Raw genomic sequence first — 15,671 nt, 5'->3', positions numbered from 1 at the left:
GGGCTCTCCTTGGCTGATTGATCAACGGGGGTCGTGGGGCAAGGCGGGCGTTTCGCGGGGCTGGCCGCGCGAGGTCCACAGCGAGGCGGCGACCGAGCCGGCGATCAGGCCCGCAGTGACCAGCAGCGCATAGCCGATCGGGATCTTGTACAGGTCGATCAGCAGCATCTTCGCGCCGATGAACACCAGCACCAGGGCCAGGCCATAGGCCAGCAGGTGGAAGCGGCTCGCTAGGTCGGCCAGCAGGAAGTACAGCGCCCGCAACCCCAGGATGGCGAAGATGTTGGCGGTCAACACGATGAACGGATCGTTCGTGATGGCGAAGATCGCGGGAATGCTGTCCACCGCGAAGATGATGTCGGTCGTGCCGATCAGCACCAGCACCACGAAGAGCGGCGTGTAGTGCTTGACGCCGCCGATCATCGTCGTGAGCTTCTCGCCGTCGAACGTGTCGGAGATGCGCATGCGGCCCCGCAGGAACTTCAGCACCGGGTTGGTGGCGATGTCGGGCTCCTTGCCCGCGGCCAGCCACATCTTCACGCCGGTGATGACGAGGAAGGCGCCGAACACGTACAGCAGCCAGTGGAACGTGGCCAGGAGCCAGGCACCGGCCAGGATCAGCACGGTGCGCAACACGATGGCACCGATGATGCCGACGATCAGCGCACGCTTTTGGTATTCCGCCGGGACGGCGAAGTAGCTGAACAGCATCAGGAACACGAAGATGTTGTCCACCGACAGGCTTTTTTCCACCAGGTAGCCGGTGATGAACTGCATCGACACCGTGTTGGCCACCTCGCGGCCCTGCGAGCCGTTGAGATACCACCACAGAATGCCGACGAACACGAAGGCCAGCGAGAACCAGAGCAGGCTCCAGCCCACGGCCTCCTTGGTGGTCACCTTGTGCGCTCCCTGGCGCTCCATGACCAGCAGGTCGATCCCGATCGCGACGACCACGAAGACGGCAAAACCCGCCCACATCCACCAGGTTCCAATGGTTTCCATGGCTTTAGCCTCCGATCGGTTGAAAGCCGTGCGGTGACGGCGGTTGGGGGAACGCCGAAGGCGGCGCAACTGAAACGGGCTGCAGGTGGTTCATGGCTTGTTGGAAAAGTAATTGGAGGGAGAACGAACCGGACTGTGGGGCCGCCGCAGCCAGAAAAGAAGATGCCTTCCCGGTACCATTGCTTCGGTTTTTCCGAACCATTCCATTTTCCCCACCGCCCGCCCCGCCATGAGCCAGAGCTTCAACTATCGCCACCTGTACTACTTCTGGGTGGTCGCCAAGGAGGGGGGCGTGGCCCGCGCGGCCGAGCGGCTGGACATGGCGGTGCAGACCATCAGCGCCCAGGTCCGGTCGCTGGAAAAGGACCTGGGCGTGGCCCTGCTGCGCAGCGAAGGGCGCAACCTCGTGCTGACCGATGCCGGCGTGGCGGCCCTGCACGAGGCCGACCACATCTTCGCGCTGGGCGAGCAGTTGCCCCTGCGCGTGCGCGAGGCCACCAGCGGGCAGGCGGTGCGGCTGAACCTGGGCATCTCCGACGGCATCGCCAAGCTGGCCGTGCATCGGCTGCTCACCCCCGTGCTGGACGAGCCCCACCTGCGCCTGCTGTGCCACGACGGCGAATTCCAGCCCCTGCTGGCCGAACTGGCGCTGCACAAGCTCGATGCGGTGCTGGCCGACCGCTCCGCCCCGCCCAACCCCGCCCTGCGCACCACCAGCCAGTTGCTGGGCACCAGCGCCATCGGCTGGTATGCGCCGCCGCTGTGGGCCCGCGCCGCCTCGCAGAACTTTCCGCACAGCCTGGCCGTGGTGCCGGTGATCCTGCCCACCGCCCACGCCGCGCTGCGCGCGCGCATCGACCACTGGCTGGAGCGAGAGCGCATTCGCCCCCGGCTGGCCGGGGAGTTCGAAGACAGTGCCCTGCTCAGCACCTTCGCCGCCGCCGGCATGGGCGTGATGCCGGCGCCCCTGCTGCTGGGCGAGCACCTGCAGCGCACCTACGGGCTGGAGCCGGTGGGCACCACGGCGGACGTGCACGAGCACTTTCACCTGATCTACAGTGCGCGCAAGGTGATCCACCCCCTGGTCACCCGGCTGGCCGAGGCCGGCGCGGCAGGGCTGCTGGGGGATGCGGCCACGGATTGAAAGGGCTGGACCGGCCGCCGGGGCCGGGCATGGACCTGGCGCAAAAACCCGGCCTTGCGGCTACGCCACAATCAGGGGCATGAGCTTCGCCCCCCTCCAGAACGACACCTTCCTGCGCGCCTGCCGGCGCCAGGCCACCGACTACACCCCCCTGTGGCTGATGCGCCAGGCCGGCCGCTACCTGCCGGAGTACAAGGCCACGCGGGCCCGGGCGGGCAGCTTCATGGGGCTGGCCACCAACGTGGACTACGCCACCGAGGTCACGCTGCAGCCCCTGGAGCGGTTTCCGCTCGACGCGGCCATTCTGTTCAGCGACATCCTCACCGTGCCCGATGCGATGGGCCTGGGCCTGTCGTTCGCCGAGGGCGAAGGCCCGCGCTTTGCCCACGTGGTGCGCGACGAAGCGGCCGTGGCGGCCCTGGCCGTGCCCGACATGGACAAGCTGCGCTACGTGTTCGATGCGGTCACCAGCATCCGGCACGCGCTCGACGGCCGAGTGCCGCTGATCGGCTTTTCCGGCAGCCCTTGGACGCTGGCCTGCTACATGGTGGAGGGCAAGGGCAGCGACGACTACCGCCTCGTGAAGACGCTGATGTACAGCCGCCCCGACCTGATGCACCGCATCCTGGCCATCAATGCCGACGCCGTGGCCGCCTACCTGAACGCGCAGATCGACGCGGGCGCCCAGGCCGTGATGGTGTTCGACAGCTGGGGCGGCGTGCTGGCCGACGGCGCCTTCCAGGCCTTCAGCCTGGCCTACACCAAGCGCGTGCTGGCCCAGCTCCAGCGCACCGGCGTGGACGGCACCGACGTGCCGCGCATCGTGTTCACCAAGGGCGGTGCGCTCTGGCTGGACGCCATGAAGGACCTGGACTGCGAGGTGCTCGGACTGGACTGGACGGCCAACCTCGCCCGTGCCCGCGCCCTGGTCGGCGGCGCGGTGGGTGGCCCCGGCAAGGCGCTGCAGGGCAACATCGACCCCAACGTGCTGTTCGCCCCGCCCGAGCAGATCGCGCTGCACGCGCGCGCCGTGCTCGACAGCTTCGGCCCCCCCCACACCGACCGGGCCACCACCGGCCCCACGCACATCTTCAACCTGGGCCACGGCATCAGCCAGTTCACGCCCCCGGAGCATGTGGCGGCGCTGGTCGAAACGGTGCACCGCCATTCCCGCGCGTTGCGCCGGGCTTGACAGGCCTTGACAGCAGGAAACGCAGGCGGGCGAGTTATGCACACTGCGCGCACCACGTTGGCGCACGGCCTGCATTCCCGGGAATCTTTTCGATGGGCGTCAAAATAATTGGTCAGCGCCTGTAAGCCATTGATTCATAAGGACTGGGAGAATTTGCCGAATTTCCGGGCAATGTAACAAAACCACGTGTTTTCAAGGCTTGGCGGCCGGTCGGACGTGGATATCAACAAAGTTATCCACAGAAAATCGGTACTTTTCCAAAATCCTCGTCAAATCAAGCACTTGCGTCGCCCATTGAAGAAATTGCCCGACCTTCGCACCCCGCCCTAGCACAGAATCGCCCCTTGACAAGACCAACACGGGTCCACTTATGCACAAGGTGCTTGATGCGGTGCAGCATCTGGCCCAGCATGACAGGCTGCGGGCGGCATTCACCATATTTTTGATAGATCATTGATTCATATGGATTTTTTTGAATTCCCTCAGGCCATGCAGATTGCCGGAGGGACGCCCCGCCGCCTCTGAGCCAGCAGCCAGGCCTGGGATGTCAACAAAGTTATCCACAGAAAAAGCCTGCAGCCCCTCAAATCCCCGATAAATCAATCACTTAACGCCTGCATCGCCATCCCGCGTGAACAAGTGCCCGTAAACGACGCCCCTCCCTCCCCGGCACCCGCCATCCTGCAGATTGCCGTCCAGACCCCTGGGCACAGCAATGTGGGCGACCTGCTGAGCTACGCCAGCGACCGGCCCCTGCCCCCCGGAACGCTGGTGCGCGTGCCGCTGGGCACCCGCGAAGTGCTGGGTGTGGTCTGGGATGCGCCCGAGGGCGGGTTGCCGCCGCTGCCCGCCGGCCTGTCCACCCGCGCCGTTGCCGCGGTGCTGGAGGGCGTGGCGCCGCTGGCGGCGCCCTGGCGCCGGCTGGTGGCCTTCACCGCGCGCTACTACCAGCGCGGGCTGGGCGAGGTGGCCCTGGCCGCCCTGCCCCCCCAGTTGCGCGACCTGGGCCCCGCGCAGCTCGCGCGGCGCCTGCGCCGCCCGGCGGCGTCGTTGCAGGGTGGCGATGCGCTACCGGAGATCGCCCTGAGCGCCGAGCAGGAAAGCGCCCGCGCCGCCATCGCCGCCGAACCCGGGCCCTTCCTGCTCTACGGCAGCACCGGCAGCGGCAAGACCGAGGTCTACCTGCGCTGCGTGCAGGAGGCGCTGGAGGCCGATCCGGCCGCGCAGGCACTGGTGATGGTGCCCGAGATCAACCTCACCCCCCAGTTGGAGGAGCGCTTCACCGCCCGCTTCGCGCCCCGCTACGGCGCGGGCAGCGTGGTCTCGCTGCACAGCGGCATGACCAACCCGCAGCGCCTCAAGAGCTGGCTGGCGGCGCATGCGGGCACGGCGCGCATCGTGCTGGGCACGCGCATGTCGGTGTTCGCCAGCATGCCGGGCCTGGCGCTCATCGTGGTGGACGAGGAACACGACGCCAGCTACAAGCAGCAGGAAGGCGCACGCTACTCGGCGCGGGACCTGGCGATCTGGCGCGGCCGCGACCAGGGCGCCAAGGTGGTGCTGGGCTCGGCCACGCCGTCGCTGGAGAGCTGGCATGCCAGCCGGCCCGCCGAAGCCGGTTTCCCGGCAGGCCGCTACCGGCGGCTGCACATGCCCAGCCGCATCGGCGCCGGCGAACTGCCGCACGTGCGCCTGGTGGACATGGGCCAGCAGCAGCGGGGCGCCGTGTTCTCCGCCCCGCTGCTGGCGGCCATCACCCAGCGCGTGGAGCGCGGCGAGCAGTGCCTGGTGCTGCTCAATCGCCGCGGCTTCGCGCCCGTGCTGCACTGCAGCGACTGCGGCTGGAAAAGCGACTGCCCGCACTGCAGCGCGCACCAGGTCTTCCACAAGATCGACCGCACCCTGCGCTGCCACCACTGCGGCTACACCCAGCGGGTGCCCCATGCCTGCCCGGGCTGCGGCAACCCCGACATCGCCCCCATCGGCCGGGGCACCGAGCAGCTGGAAGAGCAACTGGCCGCCCTGCTGCGCAACGTGATCACGCCCGAGCGGCGGGCGGCACGCGTCGCCCGCATCGATGCCGACACCACCAAGGCCAAGGGCGCGCTCGAATCCCAACTGGCCCAGGTGCATGCGGGCGAGGTGGATGTGCTGGTGGGCACGCAGATGGTGGCCAAGGGCCACGACTTTCGGCGCATCACGCTCGTGGCGGCGGTGCAGCCCGATGGCGCGCTGTTTTCCAGCGACTTCCGGGCGCCCGAACGCCTCTTCGCCCTGCTGCTGCAGGCGGCCGGCCGCGCGGGGCGCGATGCACGCTACGTGGCCGAGCAAGGCAGCCGGTGCGAGATGTGGGTGCAGACCTACCACCCCGACCATGCCGTGTACGCCGCGCTGCGCCGGCACGACTACCCCGCGTTCGCCGACAGCCAGTTGGCCGAGCGGGCCGAAGCCGCCATGCCGCCCTTCGCCTACCAGGCGCTGGTGCGCGCCGACGCGCGCACGCAGGAGGTCGCCCAGGCATTCCTGGCCGCGGCCAGCGCCGCCGCGCAAGCCGATGGGTTGCCGGGGCTGGAGCATGTCACGCTGTTTCCCCCCGTGCCCCTGGCGATCCAGCGGGTGGCCAACGTGGAGCGCGCGCAGATGCTGCTGGAAAGCGGCAGCCGCGCGGCGCTGCAGCGCTTTCTGTCGGCCTGGCAGCCGGTGCTGCACGCCACGCGCGCGGCGCCGGAGCACAAGGGGCTGATCCGCTGGCTGGTGGACGTGGACCCGCTGACGATCTGATCCCCGGCTGGGGCGTGCCTGGCGGGTTGGCGCCATGCGGCATCGCTTGCTACCAAATAAATAGCAGAACGCCTAAGTCAATATTGCGGTGGCGGCCGAAAAGCTCAGGAAGGCCAGCGCGGTGGAGACCAGGATGATCCGCGCGATGCGCCCGTTGTGGGCGCCGAAGCGCTCGGCCAGCAGCGACACGTTGCTGGCGCTCGGCAGCGCCGCCACCAGCACCAGCACCGTGTGTGCGAACGGCGTGAGCGGCACGCCCGCCGCGATCGCGCCATGCCCCGCGCCCCAGACGAGCAGCGGATGCACGAACAGCTTGGCCAGCGCGACCGGCACGTAGTCGCGCGGGGGCACGCGATCGTGCTGGTTCATCTGCGAGCGCGCCAGAACGGCGCCGATCGTGAACAGCGCCACGGGCGACGCCGCGCCGGCCAACATCGCCACCGTCTGGTCGAGCGGGCCGGGTAACTTCCACTGCAGCGCGGACGCCACGGCCCCCAGAGCGATGGCCCAGGGCATGGGGTTGGTCGCCATGCCGCGCAAGGCCCTGCGCACCGCCACCGCCACGCCGTGCGTGCCCACGCCGTCCAGCCGCGACAGGGCGATGCACAGCGAGGTCGTGAGCACCATGTCCACCAGCATCGTCAGGATGGCCGGCCCCGCCGCGGAGGCCCCGAGCAGCGCCACCAGCAGCGGCACGCCCATGAAGCCGGTGTTGGGAAAGGCCGCCACCAGCGCGCCGAAGGCGGCATCGTTCCAGCCCAGGCGCGCCCGGGTGAGCGCCACCGTGGCGCCGACCAGGGCCAGGCCGCACAGGATGTACAGGCCCGCCACCGCCGGGTCCAGCAACTGGCCGATGGGCGTGTTCGCGCCCAGGCGGAACAGCATGCACGGCAGCGCGAAAAACAGCACGAACGCATTCAGCCCGGGAATGGCCGCCTGCGGCAGCGCGCCCGCGCGCGCGGCCAGGTAGCCGCAGAGCACGAGCGCGAAGAAGGGAAAGGTGATGGACAGAACGGACAGCACGGCCCATTGTCGGCGCAAGGCAGCGTGCAGAGTGCCGCACGTCACCGCGAAAAAAAGCCCGCACAGGGCGGGCAGCGGGACCGGGGCCGATTCCAGGCCCCGATGGCGTGGCGCAGCGCGCCGCAGCCTGTCCGGTCAGATCTGCACGCCCTGCTCCACTTCCTGCACCTTGCGGCGTGCCAGGGCGAGGTTGGAGCGCTCCTTGTCCAGTACCAGGTAGATGAACAGGCCTTCGTGCGCGGCCAGCGGGCGGATCACGTGGTACTGCTTGCCCAGCGTGATGAGGATGTCGTCGATCTTGTCGGCCAGGCCCAGCGAGCGCATGGTCTTGTTCTTGGCACGGACCACTTCGGTGTTGCCGGCAGCCGCCAGTTCCATGTCCACGCCGCTGCCGACGCTGCCCAGCAGCATGCCGCTGCCGCTGTCCACCACGGCCGCGCACAGGGCGCCGTCGATGGAATGGAGTTGGTTCAGAGATTCTTGAAGGGAGGCCATGGGTTCGATTCCTTAAACAGAAAGAGACGAAAGGGGAAGCAAGCACACATGCGCGCCGCCGGCCGACCCGGCAACGCGCGGGGGATCATTCGGGGCGGCTCAGTTGCTGCGCGACCTCGCCGGCGGTCCACAGGGCCCGCCCGAGCACGGCCTGCTTTTCCAGCACCAGGCACAGGATGCAGGGGAAGGCCCCGCCGATGGCCTGGAAGATCGCCAGGCCCGCCTCGGTCTCGAAGGTGAGGCGGCGGCAACCGGGGTAATCGATCTCGCGGCCCACGGCACGGGCCATGGCCATGAGCGAGCCCGCCATGGCCGCCAGCCGGCGCACCTCCAGGCCGCCGCCCACCGACATCGAGGCCACCTCGAAGCCGTCGAGGGTGGTCACCAGCGCCATGCGCACGTCGCCCGCGGGGGCCACCACGCGGTCCAGCACCTCCCGGGCCGCCTGCGCGCGCTCGGGGGGGACGATGTTCGCCTTGTTCATCATGGGATTTCAGTCCATTTCGTTCTGCAGGGACAGCATGGAAGCCAGCACGCCCACGGCCTCCAGCAGTTGGCCGCGGTCGCGCGGATCGGCTTCCAGGATGGGCACCACGCCGTGCGGCGAGGCCGAGAGCGCGAGGCCGAACGCCTCGATCTGCGCGGGCGTGGCGGGACGGGCGCTGAGCACCAGGGCCAGCGGCGGATCGGGTTGCACGGCCATTTCGGCGAGCAGGTCGAGCGTCTCGGCCACGGCCGAGGGCCGGGCCACGTCGGCCATGATGAAGACGCCCATCGACACCGAGAGAATCCATTGCCGCACGAAGTCGAAGCGGTCCTGCCCGGGACAGCCGCACACCTGCACGTGCTCGCCATCGCCCAGGTCGATCTCGCCGAACTCCGCGCCCACGGTGGTGAACGCCTTGGAATGCGCCGCCCGGTCGAGGTTGGGCACGTCGGAAGACGCCATCACGTCGCCGCACAGCGAGCGCAGCGCGGTGGTCTTGCCGATGCCCATGGGCCCCACGAGCGCGATGCGCGGCAGTGCCCCGTTCATGCCTGGCCTCCACCGCGCACCCAGCGCGTGAGCCGCTGAACCAGCCCGCCGTGCCCGGAGGGCTTCGGGCGGTCGGCGCGCAAGGCGGGTGCCGGTGCCGCCGTTTCGGTGCGCAGCACGTTGCGGCGGGACAACTCGGCCAGCAGCGCCTGCGCAGTGGCGGGCTCCAGGCCGCTGTGCTCGCACAACTGCGCCAGGCTGACCGGCGCGCGGGTGAGCAATGCGAGCGCCCGCACGTGGCCGCCCGAACGGAACGGCGCCCCCAGGGACACCCAGGTACTCAGCCGGAACCGTTGCTGGGGGTCGCCGAACGCGGCGCGCGCTGCGGCGGGAGACTCCCACGCCGTGTCGGCGGAGGCGGCCGTCATCGTCTGGCGCGCCCTCCAGTCCATCAGGAACACGGCGGCACGGTCCAGCACGTCGATCAGGTCCGCCAGCGTATAGCCGGTCTGCAGGCGCGCGGTCCACTGCGCCTGGGGCGCCTTGTCGGGAAACGAGCCCCCCACGCAGACCAGGCACGGCGCGCGGGAGCCGGGCTGCGCCGCGCTGGCGTCGTCCAGCAGCAGCACCTGGGCCTCGGCGGCCGGCACTTCATGCCAGCGGAGCAACGATTTGCGCGACGCCACGCTGAACAGCTTGTGGAACCGCTCGTAAAAGTGGGGAGTGAGCATCTCTGCGGCCACCCCCGCTGAAGCATCGCGCATGGCGGTGACCCCGGTGGAAAAATCAAATTGGAGGGGCCAGTATAAAGATGCACATTGATACATTGTCAAGAATTTGCTAAAAATGAGAAAAATGATTTCTTCTTGACGAATTCCAGATCCCGGTACGCCGTTCGCGCCGAAACCTTGTAAAAAGGGCCGGTTCGATTCCGGCCCATCCCGGTATCATTGCGCGCTCTGGCCCCCTTCTCCCTGGGAAGCGGTGCTCCACCCGTGCCTCGCCGGCGCCTGTCCACCCCCTTTTTTCTGCGCATGTCCGCCGGTCTCAATCTCGCCCAGCTCCAGGCGGTCCACTACACCGAGGGGCCATGCCTCGTGCTGGCGGGCGCAGGTTCGGGCAAGACGCGGGTGATCACCCACAAGATCGCCCGGCTGATCGAAACGGGGCTGGAGGCGCGCCGCATCGCCGCCATCACCTTCACCAACAAGGCCGCCGCCGAGATGCGCGAGCGCGCACAGGGCCTCATCGGCCGGGCGGCCAAGGACGTGCTGGTGTGCACCTTCCACGCGCTGGGCGTGCGCATGGTGCGCGAAGACGGGCATGTGCTCGGGCTCAAGCCCCAGTTCAGCATCCTCGATGCGGACGACGTGACCGGCATCCTCAAGGACGCGGCCGGCGGCACGACCGACATGGCCACCGCCCGCCAGTGGCAGTGGACCATCAGCAAGTGGAAGAACATGGGCCTGAACGCCCAGGAATCGCTGGCGCAGGCCGCGGACGACAACGAGCGCAGCATTGCCGTCCTGATGGCGCGCTACGAAGAACGCCTCACCGCCTACCAGAGCGTCGATTTCGACGACCTCATCGGCATGCCGCTGCGCCTGCTGCGCGACCACCCCGAGGTGCGCAGCAAATGGCAGCGGGTGCTGGGCCACGTGCTCGTGGACGAGTATCAGGACACCAACGCCACGCAGTACGAGTTGCTCAAGCTGCTCGTGGGCGAGCGCGCGCGCTTCACCGCCGTGGGCGACGACGACCAGTCCATCTACGGCTGGCGCGGCGCCACGCTGGACAACCTGAAAAAGCTGCCGGTCGACTTTCCGCAGCTCAAGGTGATCAAGCTGGAGCAGAACTACCGCTCCACCAGCGCCATCCTGCGCGCGGCCAACAACGTGATCCAGCCCAACCCCAAGCTGTTTCCCAAGACGCTGTTCTCCGAACTGGGCGAGGGCGAGCCGGTGCGCGTGGTGGACGCCGACAGCGAAGAGCACGAGGCCGAACGCGCCGTGGCCCGCATCCAGAGCCTGCGTGCCGCGGCCAACCCGCCGCCGGCCTGGAAGAGCTTTGCCCTCCTCTACCGCGCCAACCACCAGGCCAAGCCGTTCGAGAAGGCGCTGCGCAAGGCCAACATCCCCTACAAGGTCTCGGGCGGCACGAGCTTCTTCGACCGCGCGGAAATCAAGGACCTGTGCGCCTGGTTCCGCCTGTGGATCAACAACGACGACGACCCGGCGTTCCTACGCTCCATCACCAGCCCCAAGCGCGGCATCGGGCACACCACGCTGGGCGCACTGGGCGAATTCGCCACCAAGCACAAGCTGAGCATGTTCGGCGCGCTGTTCAACGGCATGCTGCCGGCGGCCATCCCCAAGCGCGCGCTCGACGGGCTGATGGAGTTCGGGCGCTACGTCAACGACCTCGAATACCGCGCCCGGCACACGCACGGCGCCGAGGATTCGCGCGCCTTCCTGGCCGACTGGCTCAAGGAAATCGACTACGAAAAGCACCTGTACGACGGCGAGGACAGCGAGAAGGTCGCTGCCGCGCGCTGGAGCAACGTGCTGGAGTTCTGCGACTGGATGTCGCAGCGCGCCGGCGGCCAGATCGACGACACCTCGGGCAGCGTCGTCACCAAGGAGACCAAGAGCCTGCTGGAGGTCTCGCAGACCATCGCGCTGCTGTCCACCATCAGCGAGCGCGAGAAGGACCAGGACATGGTCACGCTGTCCACGCTGCACGCCTCCAAGGGCCTGGAGTGGCCGCATGTGGTGCTGGTGGGCGTGACCGAAGGAATGCTGCCCTTCAAGCTCGACGACGACGAGGGCCGGCAACTCAAGGTGAGCGACGACACGCTGCAGCGCCTGCAGGAAGAGCGCCGCCTGATGTACGTGGGCATCACCCGCGCCCAGCGCAGCCTGGCCGTCAGCTGGACCAAAAAGCGCAAGAAGGGCCGCGAGATGGTGAACGCGCAGCCCAGCCGCTTCATCGCCGAGATGGCGCTGGACAAGAATACCGCCCGCGAAGACCCGCGCGAAAAGCTCAAGGCGCTGCGCGCCGAATTCGCCGCGCGCAAGGCCCAGAACGCCACGCCATGACCGGCCGTGCCATGATCCGCCGCCACGTTGCCGCCGGGCGGGCCGCAGCGTGCGCCGGAATGCGCCGGCCGCTGGCACAGAGCGTGCGTGTCGCCGGTCCGCGCCACCGCACCTGGGCGCGGGCATCGTGCGAGGCGGACGGCAACAAGAACATCAGCGCCACCTGGATCGGCCAGGTGGAACAAGGCAGTTGCGGCTAGGAGATACGAGGAACATGGAACAACGCACCACATCACACCACCGCCCCGTCCGTGCTGCGCAAGCAGTCCGGGCGGCCATGACACCGCGGCGCCTGGGCACCCTGGCCCTGGCCCTGTGTGCCCCCGCAGGCGCTGCGCTGGCGCAGACGCCCGCCCAGACGGAGGCCGCCGGCGACGCCTGGCGCCGTTGCACCGCCATGGCCGGCGACAGCACCGCGCGCCTGGCCTGCTTCGACCAGTGGGCGGGCCAACAGGCCTGGAAAGCGCCTGCGGCATCGGCCAGCGCGTCCACCGGCAACACCACGGCCAGCACCGCACCGCCCACCCCCGTGGACACGACGCTGCCGGCCACCCGCCTCATCGACGTGGCCCAGGTGGAAGGCTGCCGCGACGAGCAGTACAGCACGCTGTCGCGCTTTTGGGAATTGGAGTCGGGCAGCGATTGCGGCACCTTCCGCTTCCGTGGCTACCGGCCGATCAGCATCTCGGTGGTCAAGGGCAGCAACGTCAACCGCCAGCCGACCTCGCCCGTACCGGACCACAACGCCACCTCGGCCGTGGACTACCGGACCACCGAGAACCGCATCCAGCTGTCGGTGCGCACCAAGATCGCCCAGGGCCTGCTCACGCAGGGCCATCCCACGCTGAAGGACTCGGTGTGGGTGGGCTACACGCAGCAGTCGTACTGGCAGCTGTTCAGCCCCGACATCTCGCGCCCCTTCCGCGCCACCGACCACGAGCCGGAAGTGATGTACGTGTACCCCACCGACGCCAAGCTGCCCTTCGGCTGGCGCTGGCGCTACAGCGGCATCGGGCTGGTGCACCAGTCCAACGGCCAGAGCCTGCCGCTGTCGCGCAGCTGGAACCGCGTGTACCTGATGACCGGCATGGAGCTGGACAACCGCTGGAGCGTGAACGCGCGCCTGTGGAAGCGCCTGAGCGAAAGCGCCGACAGCGACGACAACCCGGGCATCAGCGACTACATCGGCCGGGGCGAGCTGCAGGTGAACTGGAACTACGACCGCGACAACACCGTGGGCGTGACCGTCCGCCATTCGCTGGCCTCCACGCCGCGCGGCTCGGCACGCATCGAATGGCTGCAGAACCTGGGCAAGGGCCTGGGCGGCAGCAAGAGCAACCTGCGCCTGCACACCGCCCTGTTCAGCGGCTATGGCGACAGCATGATCGACTACAACCGCAAGCGCACGGTGTTCAGCGTCGGCCTGAGCCTGGTCGATTTCTGAGCGCCTGAACGCACGGCCGGCCCCCGCCTGCGCGGCAAGGGGCCGGCCGCATCACATCCCGTTACCCTTTGACAGGGCTGCTGCCTTGAATCGGCGCACACGCGCCGACACAATGGCACGCACATCGCAGTCCGGCAGGCCCCGCGCACCACTCCCTGGAAAAAGAGGCGTTTTCATGCCGCTTTCTCCACCATTGCTGGTCCAAGCCCCCGGGACAATGCCCCTCGGAGGACGAAACCATGGACATGCAATATCAGCTCAAGGCTGGAAGTTACTACCTGTACGACATGCGCGAGGCGCCCAGTGCCGTCACGGGCGAGCGCCGTTTCAAGCTGAAGACCGATACCGTCGCCATTGCCTTCGATGCGCACACGGGCGAAGTCCACCAGCACGGCACGCCGTCGCGCATCCAGTCCTGGGCCAGCAACACGCGCCGCCGCCTGCGGGCGGCCGGTGCGCTGGATGTGGCCAACGACATCGTCGTCGTCTCCGGCCCGCTGCCGGTGGACGAGCTCAACAAGTGCCTGTGGATCAACGGCTACTGCCGGCGCATGTTCAAGCGCCTGGCGAGCCTGCCTCACGGCAAGCTGCAGCGCCCGAGCGAGCCTTTCCGCAAGGCCGCCTGAGAGCTTCTGAAAAGGATCAGGCCAGGGTTTCCTGCCCGCCCTCGGCATTCACATCCACGGTTTCCAGCACGTCCGCGTGCTTGACGATGGTCACGGGCACATGGCTCGCATGCACGAGCGCCTGCGACACCGACCCCAGCAACGCGCTGCTGATCGCGCCCTGCCCGCGGGCGCCGATCACCAGCATGCCGCAGCCGTGGCGCTCGGCGATGTCCACCAGCGTGTTCGCCACGTCGCCCACGCCCACATCGGTTTCGTGCTCCACGCCTGCGGCCTCGAAGATCGCACGGGCCGGGGCCATCAGATGCAGGCCGGCTTCCAGGCTGGCCGCCGCGATGAGGTCCGGGTCGCGCGACACCACCATTTCGTAGAGCGTGGCGGGCTCCTGCACATGGGCCAGCACGACGCTGGCGCGCAGCCCCTGCCGCAGCAGGGCCAGGGTGTGGTGCACCGCATCCAGGGAGAGGTCCGAGCCATCGACGGCGATGAGGATCTTGAGCATGTCCGTGTCCTTTCCGGGAGTCTGAGGGGCCTGCCGGCGATGCGCTCCGCTCGCCCGGCAGGCAGTGCGGTCCAGTGTACCGGCGCCCCGCCGCGCCCCCGACCCTGTGGGCGTCTGGGACAATGCGCGCCATGCTGCAGTTCGACCTCCTGACCACCGACCCCGAAAGCCACGCGCGACGCGGCACCCTCACCCTGAACCACGGCGTGGTGCAGACCCCCATCTTCATGCCCGTGGGCACCTATGGCACCGTCAAGGGCGTGATGCCGCAGAGCCTGCACGACATGGGCGCGCAGATCATCCTGGGCAACACGTTCCACCTGTGGATGCGCCCGGGGCTGGACGTGATGCAAGGCTTCGGCGGCCTGCACGCGTTCGAGAAGTGGGACAAGCCCATCCTCACCGACTCCGGCGGCTTCCAGGTGTGGAGCCTGGGCGCGATGCGCAAGATCACCGAGGAGGGCGTGCACTTCGCCTCGCCCGTGAACGGCGACAAGCTCTTCATGTCGCCCGAGGTGAGCATGCAGATCCAGACCACGCTCAATTCCGACATCGTGATGCAGCTGGACGAGTGCACCCCGTACGAAACCAAGGGCCACCTGACCACCGAGCGCGAGGCGCGCACCTCGATGGAAATGAGCCTGCGCTGGGCTCAGCGGAGCAAAGACGAATTCCACCGTCTGAACAACCCCAACGCACTGTTCGGCATCGTGCAGGGCGGCATGTTCGAGAACCTGCGGGCCGAATCGCTCGACCGGCTGGTGGAGATGGATTTCCCCGGCTACGCCGTGGGCGGCGTTTCGGTGGGCGAGCCCAAGGACGAGATGCTGCGCATCATGGCGCACACGCCGCACCGCCTGCCGGCGCACAAGCCGCGCTACCTCATGGGCGTGGGCACGCCCGAAGACCTGGTGGAAGGCGTGGCGCAGGGCGTGGACATGTTCGACTGCGTGATGCCCACGCGCAATGCGCGCAACGGCACGATCTTCACGCGTTATGGCGACCTGAAGCTGCGCAATGCGCGCCACAAGGCCGACCACCAGCCGCTCGACACCACCTGCACCTGCCATGCCTGTGCGGGCGCCGAGGGCGTGGCCTGGGACCAGGGCGGCCGCGGCGGCTTCAGCCGTGCGTACCTGCACCACCTGGACCGCTGCGGCGAGATGCTGGGCCCGATGCTCACCACCATCCACAACCTGCACTACTACCTGAACCTGATGCGCGAGGTGCGCGAATCGCTGGATGCGGGCCGCTTCGGCGAATTCCGCCGCCAGTTCGCGGTCGATCGCGCGCGCGGCGTGTAGCCCCGAAGCCCCGGCGCCCCAGGCCCCCGGCGATGTCCGCTGCGGGACGGCGGTGGTATCCGGCCCGGCGCGCGCCCGCTA

General features: G+C 68.5%; 15 protein-coding genes. 8 read left to right on the top strand and 7 right to left on the bottom strand.

Going from position 1 to position 15,671, the window contains the following annotated elements; all coding sequences use genetic code 11:
* Window positions 1-21 precede the first annotated feature (21 nt).
* The gene (locus AVTE2539_RS24195) at window positions 22-1,005 is read right to left on the bottom strand and encodes a TerC family protein (protein WP_284414629.1); all 984 of its coding nucleotides are present in this window, start codon (window positions 1,003-1,005) and stop codon (window positions 22-24) included.
* Window positions 1,006-1,234: 229 nt separating this feature from the next.
* On the opposite strand from AVTE2539_RS24195, the gene AVTE2539_RS24190 reads away from it, so the two are divergent.
* From AVTE2539_RS24190 to priA, 3 genes are all read left to right on the top strand, one after another.
* Window positions 1,235-2,149 (top strand): LysR family transcriptional regulator, encoded by a 915-nt coding sequence (locus AVTE2539_RS24190; protein WP_272566855.1) that lies wholly within the window; start codon window positions 1,235-1,237, stop codon window positions 2,147-2,149.
* A gap of 79 nt (window positions 2,150-2,228) precedes the next feature.
* Entirely contained in the window at window positions 2,229-3,341 is a 1,113-nt protein-coding gene (gene hemE, locus AVTE2539_RS24185; RefSeq protein WP_284414626.1) for a uroporphyrinogen decarboxylase, read from the top strand.
* Between the two features lie 639 nt (window positions 3,342-3,980).
* Window positions 3,981-6,122: a replication restart helicase PriA gene (priA, locus tag AVTE2539_RS24180; protein WP_284414624.1), complete on the top strand. Its 2,142-nt coding sequence runs from the start codon at window positions 3,981-3,983 to the stop codon at window positions 6,120-6,122.
* Window positions 6,123-6,194: 72 nt separating this feature from the next.
* Here the strand turns inward: priA and AVTE2539_RS24175 are convergent, their stop codons facing one another.
* From AVTE2539_RS24175 to AVTE2539_RS24155, 5 genes are all read right to left on the bottom strand, one after another.
* Entirely contained in the window at window positions 6,195-7,145 is a 951-nt protein-coding gene (locus AVTE2539_RS24175; protein WP_284407233.1) for an AEC family transporter, read from the bottom strand.
* 135 nt (window positions 7,146-7,280) lie between these two features.
* Window positions 7,281-7,640 carry a hypothetical protein gene (locus AVTE2539_RS24170; protein WP_272566851.1) on the bottom strand — a complete coding sequence of 120 codons (360 nt, stop codon included), beginning with the start codon at window positions 7,638-7,640 and terminating at the stop codon, window positions 7,281-7,283.
* A gap of 85 nt (window positions 7,641-7,725) precedes the next feature.
* On the bottom strand, window positions 7,726-8,127 hold the full coding sequence (locus AVTE2539_RS24165) for a roadblock/LC7 domain-containing protein (RefSeq protein WP_284414622.1): 402 nt from the start codon (window positions 8,125-8,127) through the stop codon (window positions 7,726-7,728).
* Between the two features lie 6 nt (window positions 8,128-8,133).
* On the bottom strand, window positions 8,134-8,676 hold the full coding sequence (locus AVTE2539_RS24160) for a GTP-binding protein (protein WP_284402451.1): 543 nt from the start codon (window positions 8,674-8,676) through the stop codon (window positions 8,134-8,136).
* The gene (locus AVTE2539_RS24155; RefSeq protein ID WP_284407198.1) at window positions 8,673-9,380 is read right to left on the bottom strand and encodes a DprA-like winged helix domain-containing protein; all 708 of its coding nucleotides are present in this window, start codon (window positions 9,378-9,380) and stop codon (window positions 8,673-8,675) included. The genes AVTE2539_RS24160 and AVTE2539_RS24155 overlap by 4 nt, the downstream gene beginning before the upstream one ends.
* A gap of 270 nt (window positions 9,381-9,650) precedes the next feature.
* Between AVTE2539_RS24155 and AVTE2539_RS24150 the strand changes: the two genes are divergently transcribed.
* The 4 genes from AVTE2539_RS24150 (at window position 9,651) to AVTE2539_RS24135 (ending at window position 13,784) form a co-directional block, all read left to right on the top strand.
* Window positions 9,651-11,714 (top strand): ATP-dependent helicase, encoded by a 2,064-nt coding sequence (locus AVTE2539_RS24150; RefSeq protein WP_284414620.1) that lies wholly within the window; start codon window positions 9,651-9,653, stop codon window positions 11,712-11,714.
* Window positions 11,711-11,914: a hypothetical protein gene (locus AVTE2539_RS24145; RefSeq protein WP_284414618.1), complete on the top strand. Its 204-nt coding sequence runs from the start codon at window positions 11,711-11,713 to the stop codon at window positions 11,912-11,914. The genes AVTE2539_RS24150 and AVTE2539_RS24145 overlap by 4 nt, the downstream gene beginning before the upstream one ends.
* Before the next feature lie 14 nt (window positions 11,915-11,928).
* Window positions 11,929-13,158, top strand: a complete 1,230-nt coding sequence (locus tag AVTE2539_RS24140) for a phospholipase A (protein ID WP_502868976.1) — start codon at window positions 11,929-11,931, stop codon at window positions 13,156-13,158.
* Between the two features lie 239 nt (window positions 13,159-13,397).
* On the top strand, window positions 13,398-13,784 hold the full coding sequence (locus AVTE2539_RS24135) for a hypothetical protein (protein WP_272566840.1): 387 nt from the start codon (window positions 13,398-13,400) through the stop codon (window positions 13,782-13,784).
* Window positions 13,785-13,800: 16 nt separating this feature from the next.
* Here the strand turns inward: AVTE2539_RS24135 and AVTE2539_RS24130 are convergent, their stop codons facing one another.
* Window positions 13,801-14,286, bottom strand: coding sequence for a universal stress protein (locus AVTE2539_RS24130; protein WP_272566839.1), 486 nt, complete (start codon window positions 14,284-14,286; stop codon window positions 13,801-13,803).
* 131 nt (window positions 14,287-14,417) lie between these two features.
* On the opposite strand from AVTE2539_RS24130, the gene tgt reads away from it, so the two are divergent.
* Window positions 14,418-15,590: a tRNA guanosine(34) transglycosylase Tgt gene (gene tgt, locus AVTE2539_RS24125; protein ID WP_284414615.1), complete on the top strand. Its 1,173-nt coding sequence runs from the start codon at window positions 14,418-14,420 to the stop codon at window positions 15,588-15,590.
* Window positions 15,591-15,671: the final 81 nt, after the last annotated feature.

The organism is Acidovorax sp. SUPP2539, assembly GCF_030158975.1.
Taxonomy (GTDB): Bacteria; Pseudomonadota; Gammaproteobacteria; order Burkholderiales; family Burkholderiaceae_C; genus Paracidovorax.
The sequence above is the reverse complement of the archived record's forward strand: the minus strand, read 5'-3'. Positions and strand labels throughout refer to the sequence as shown.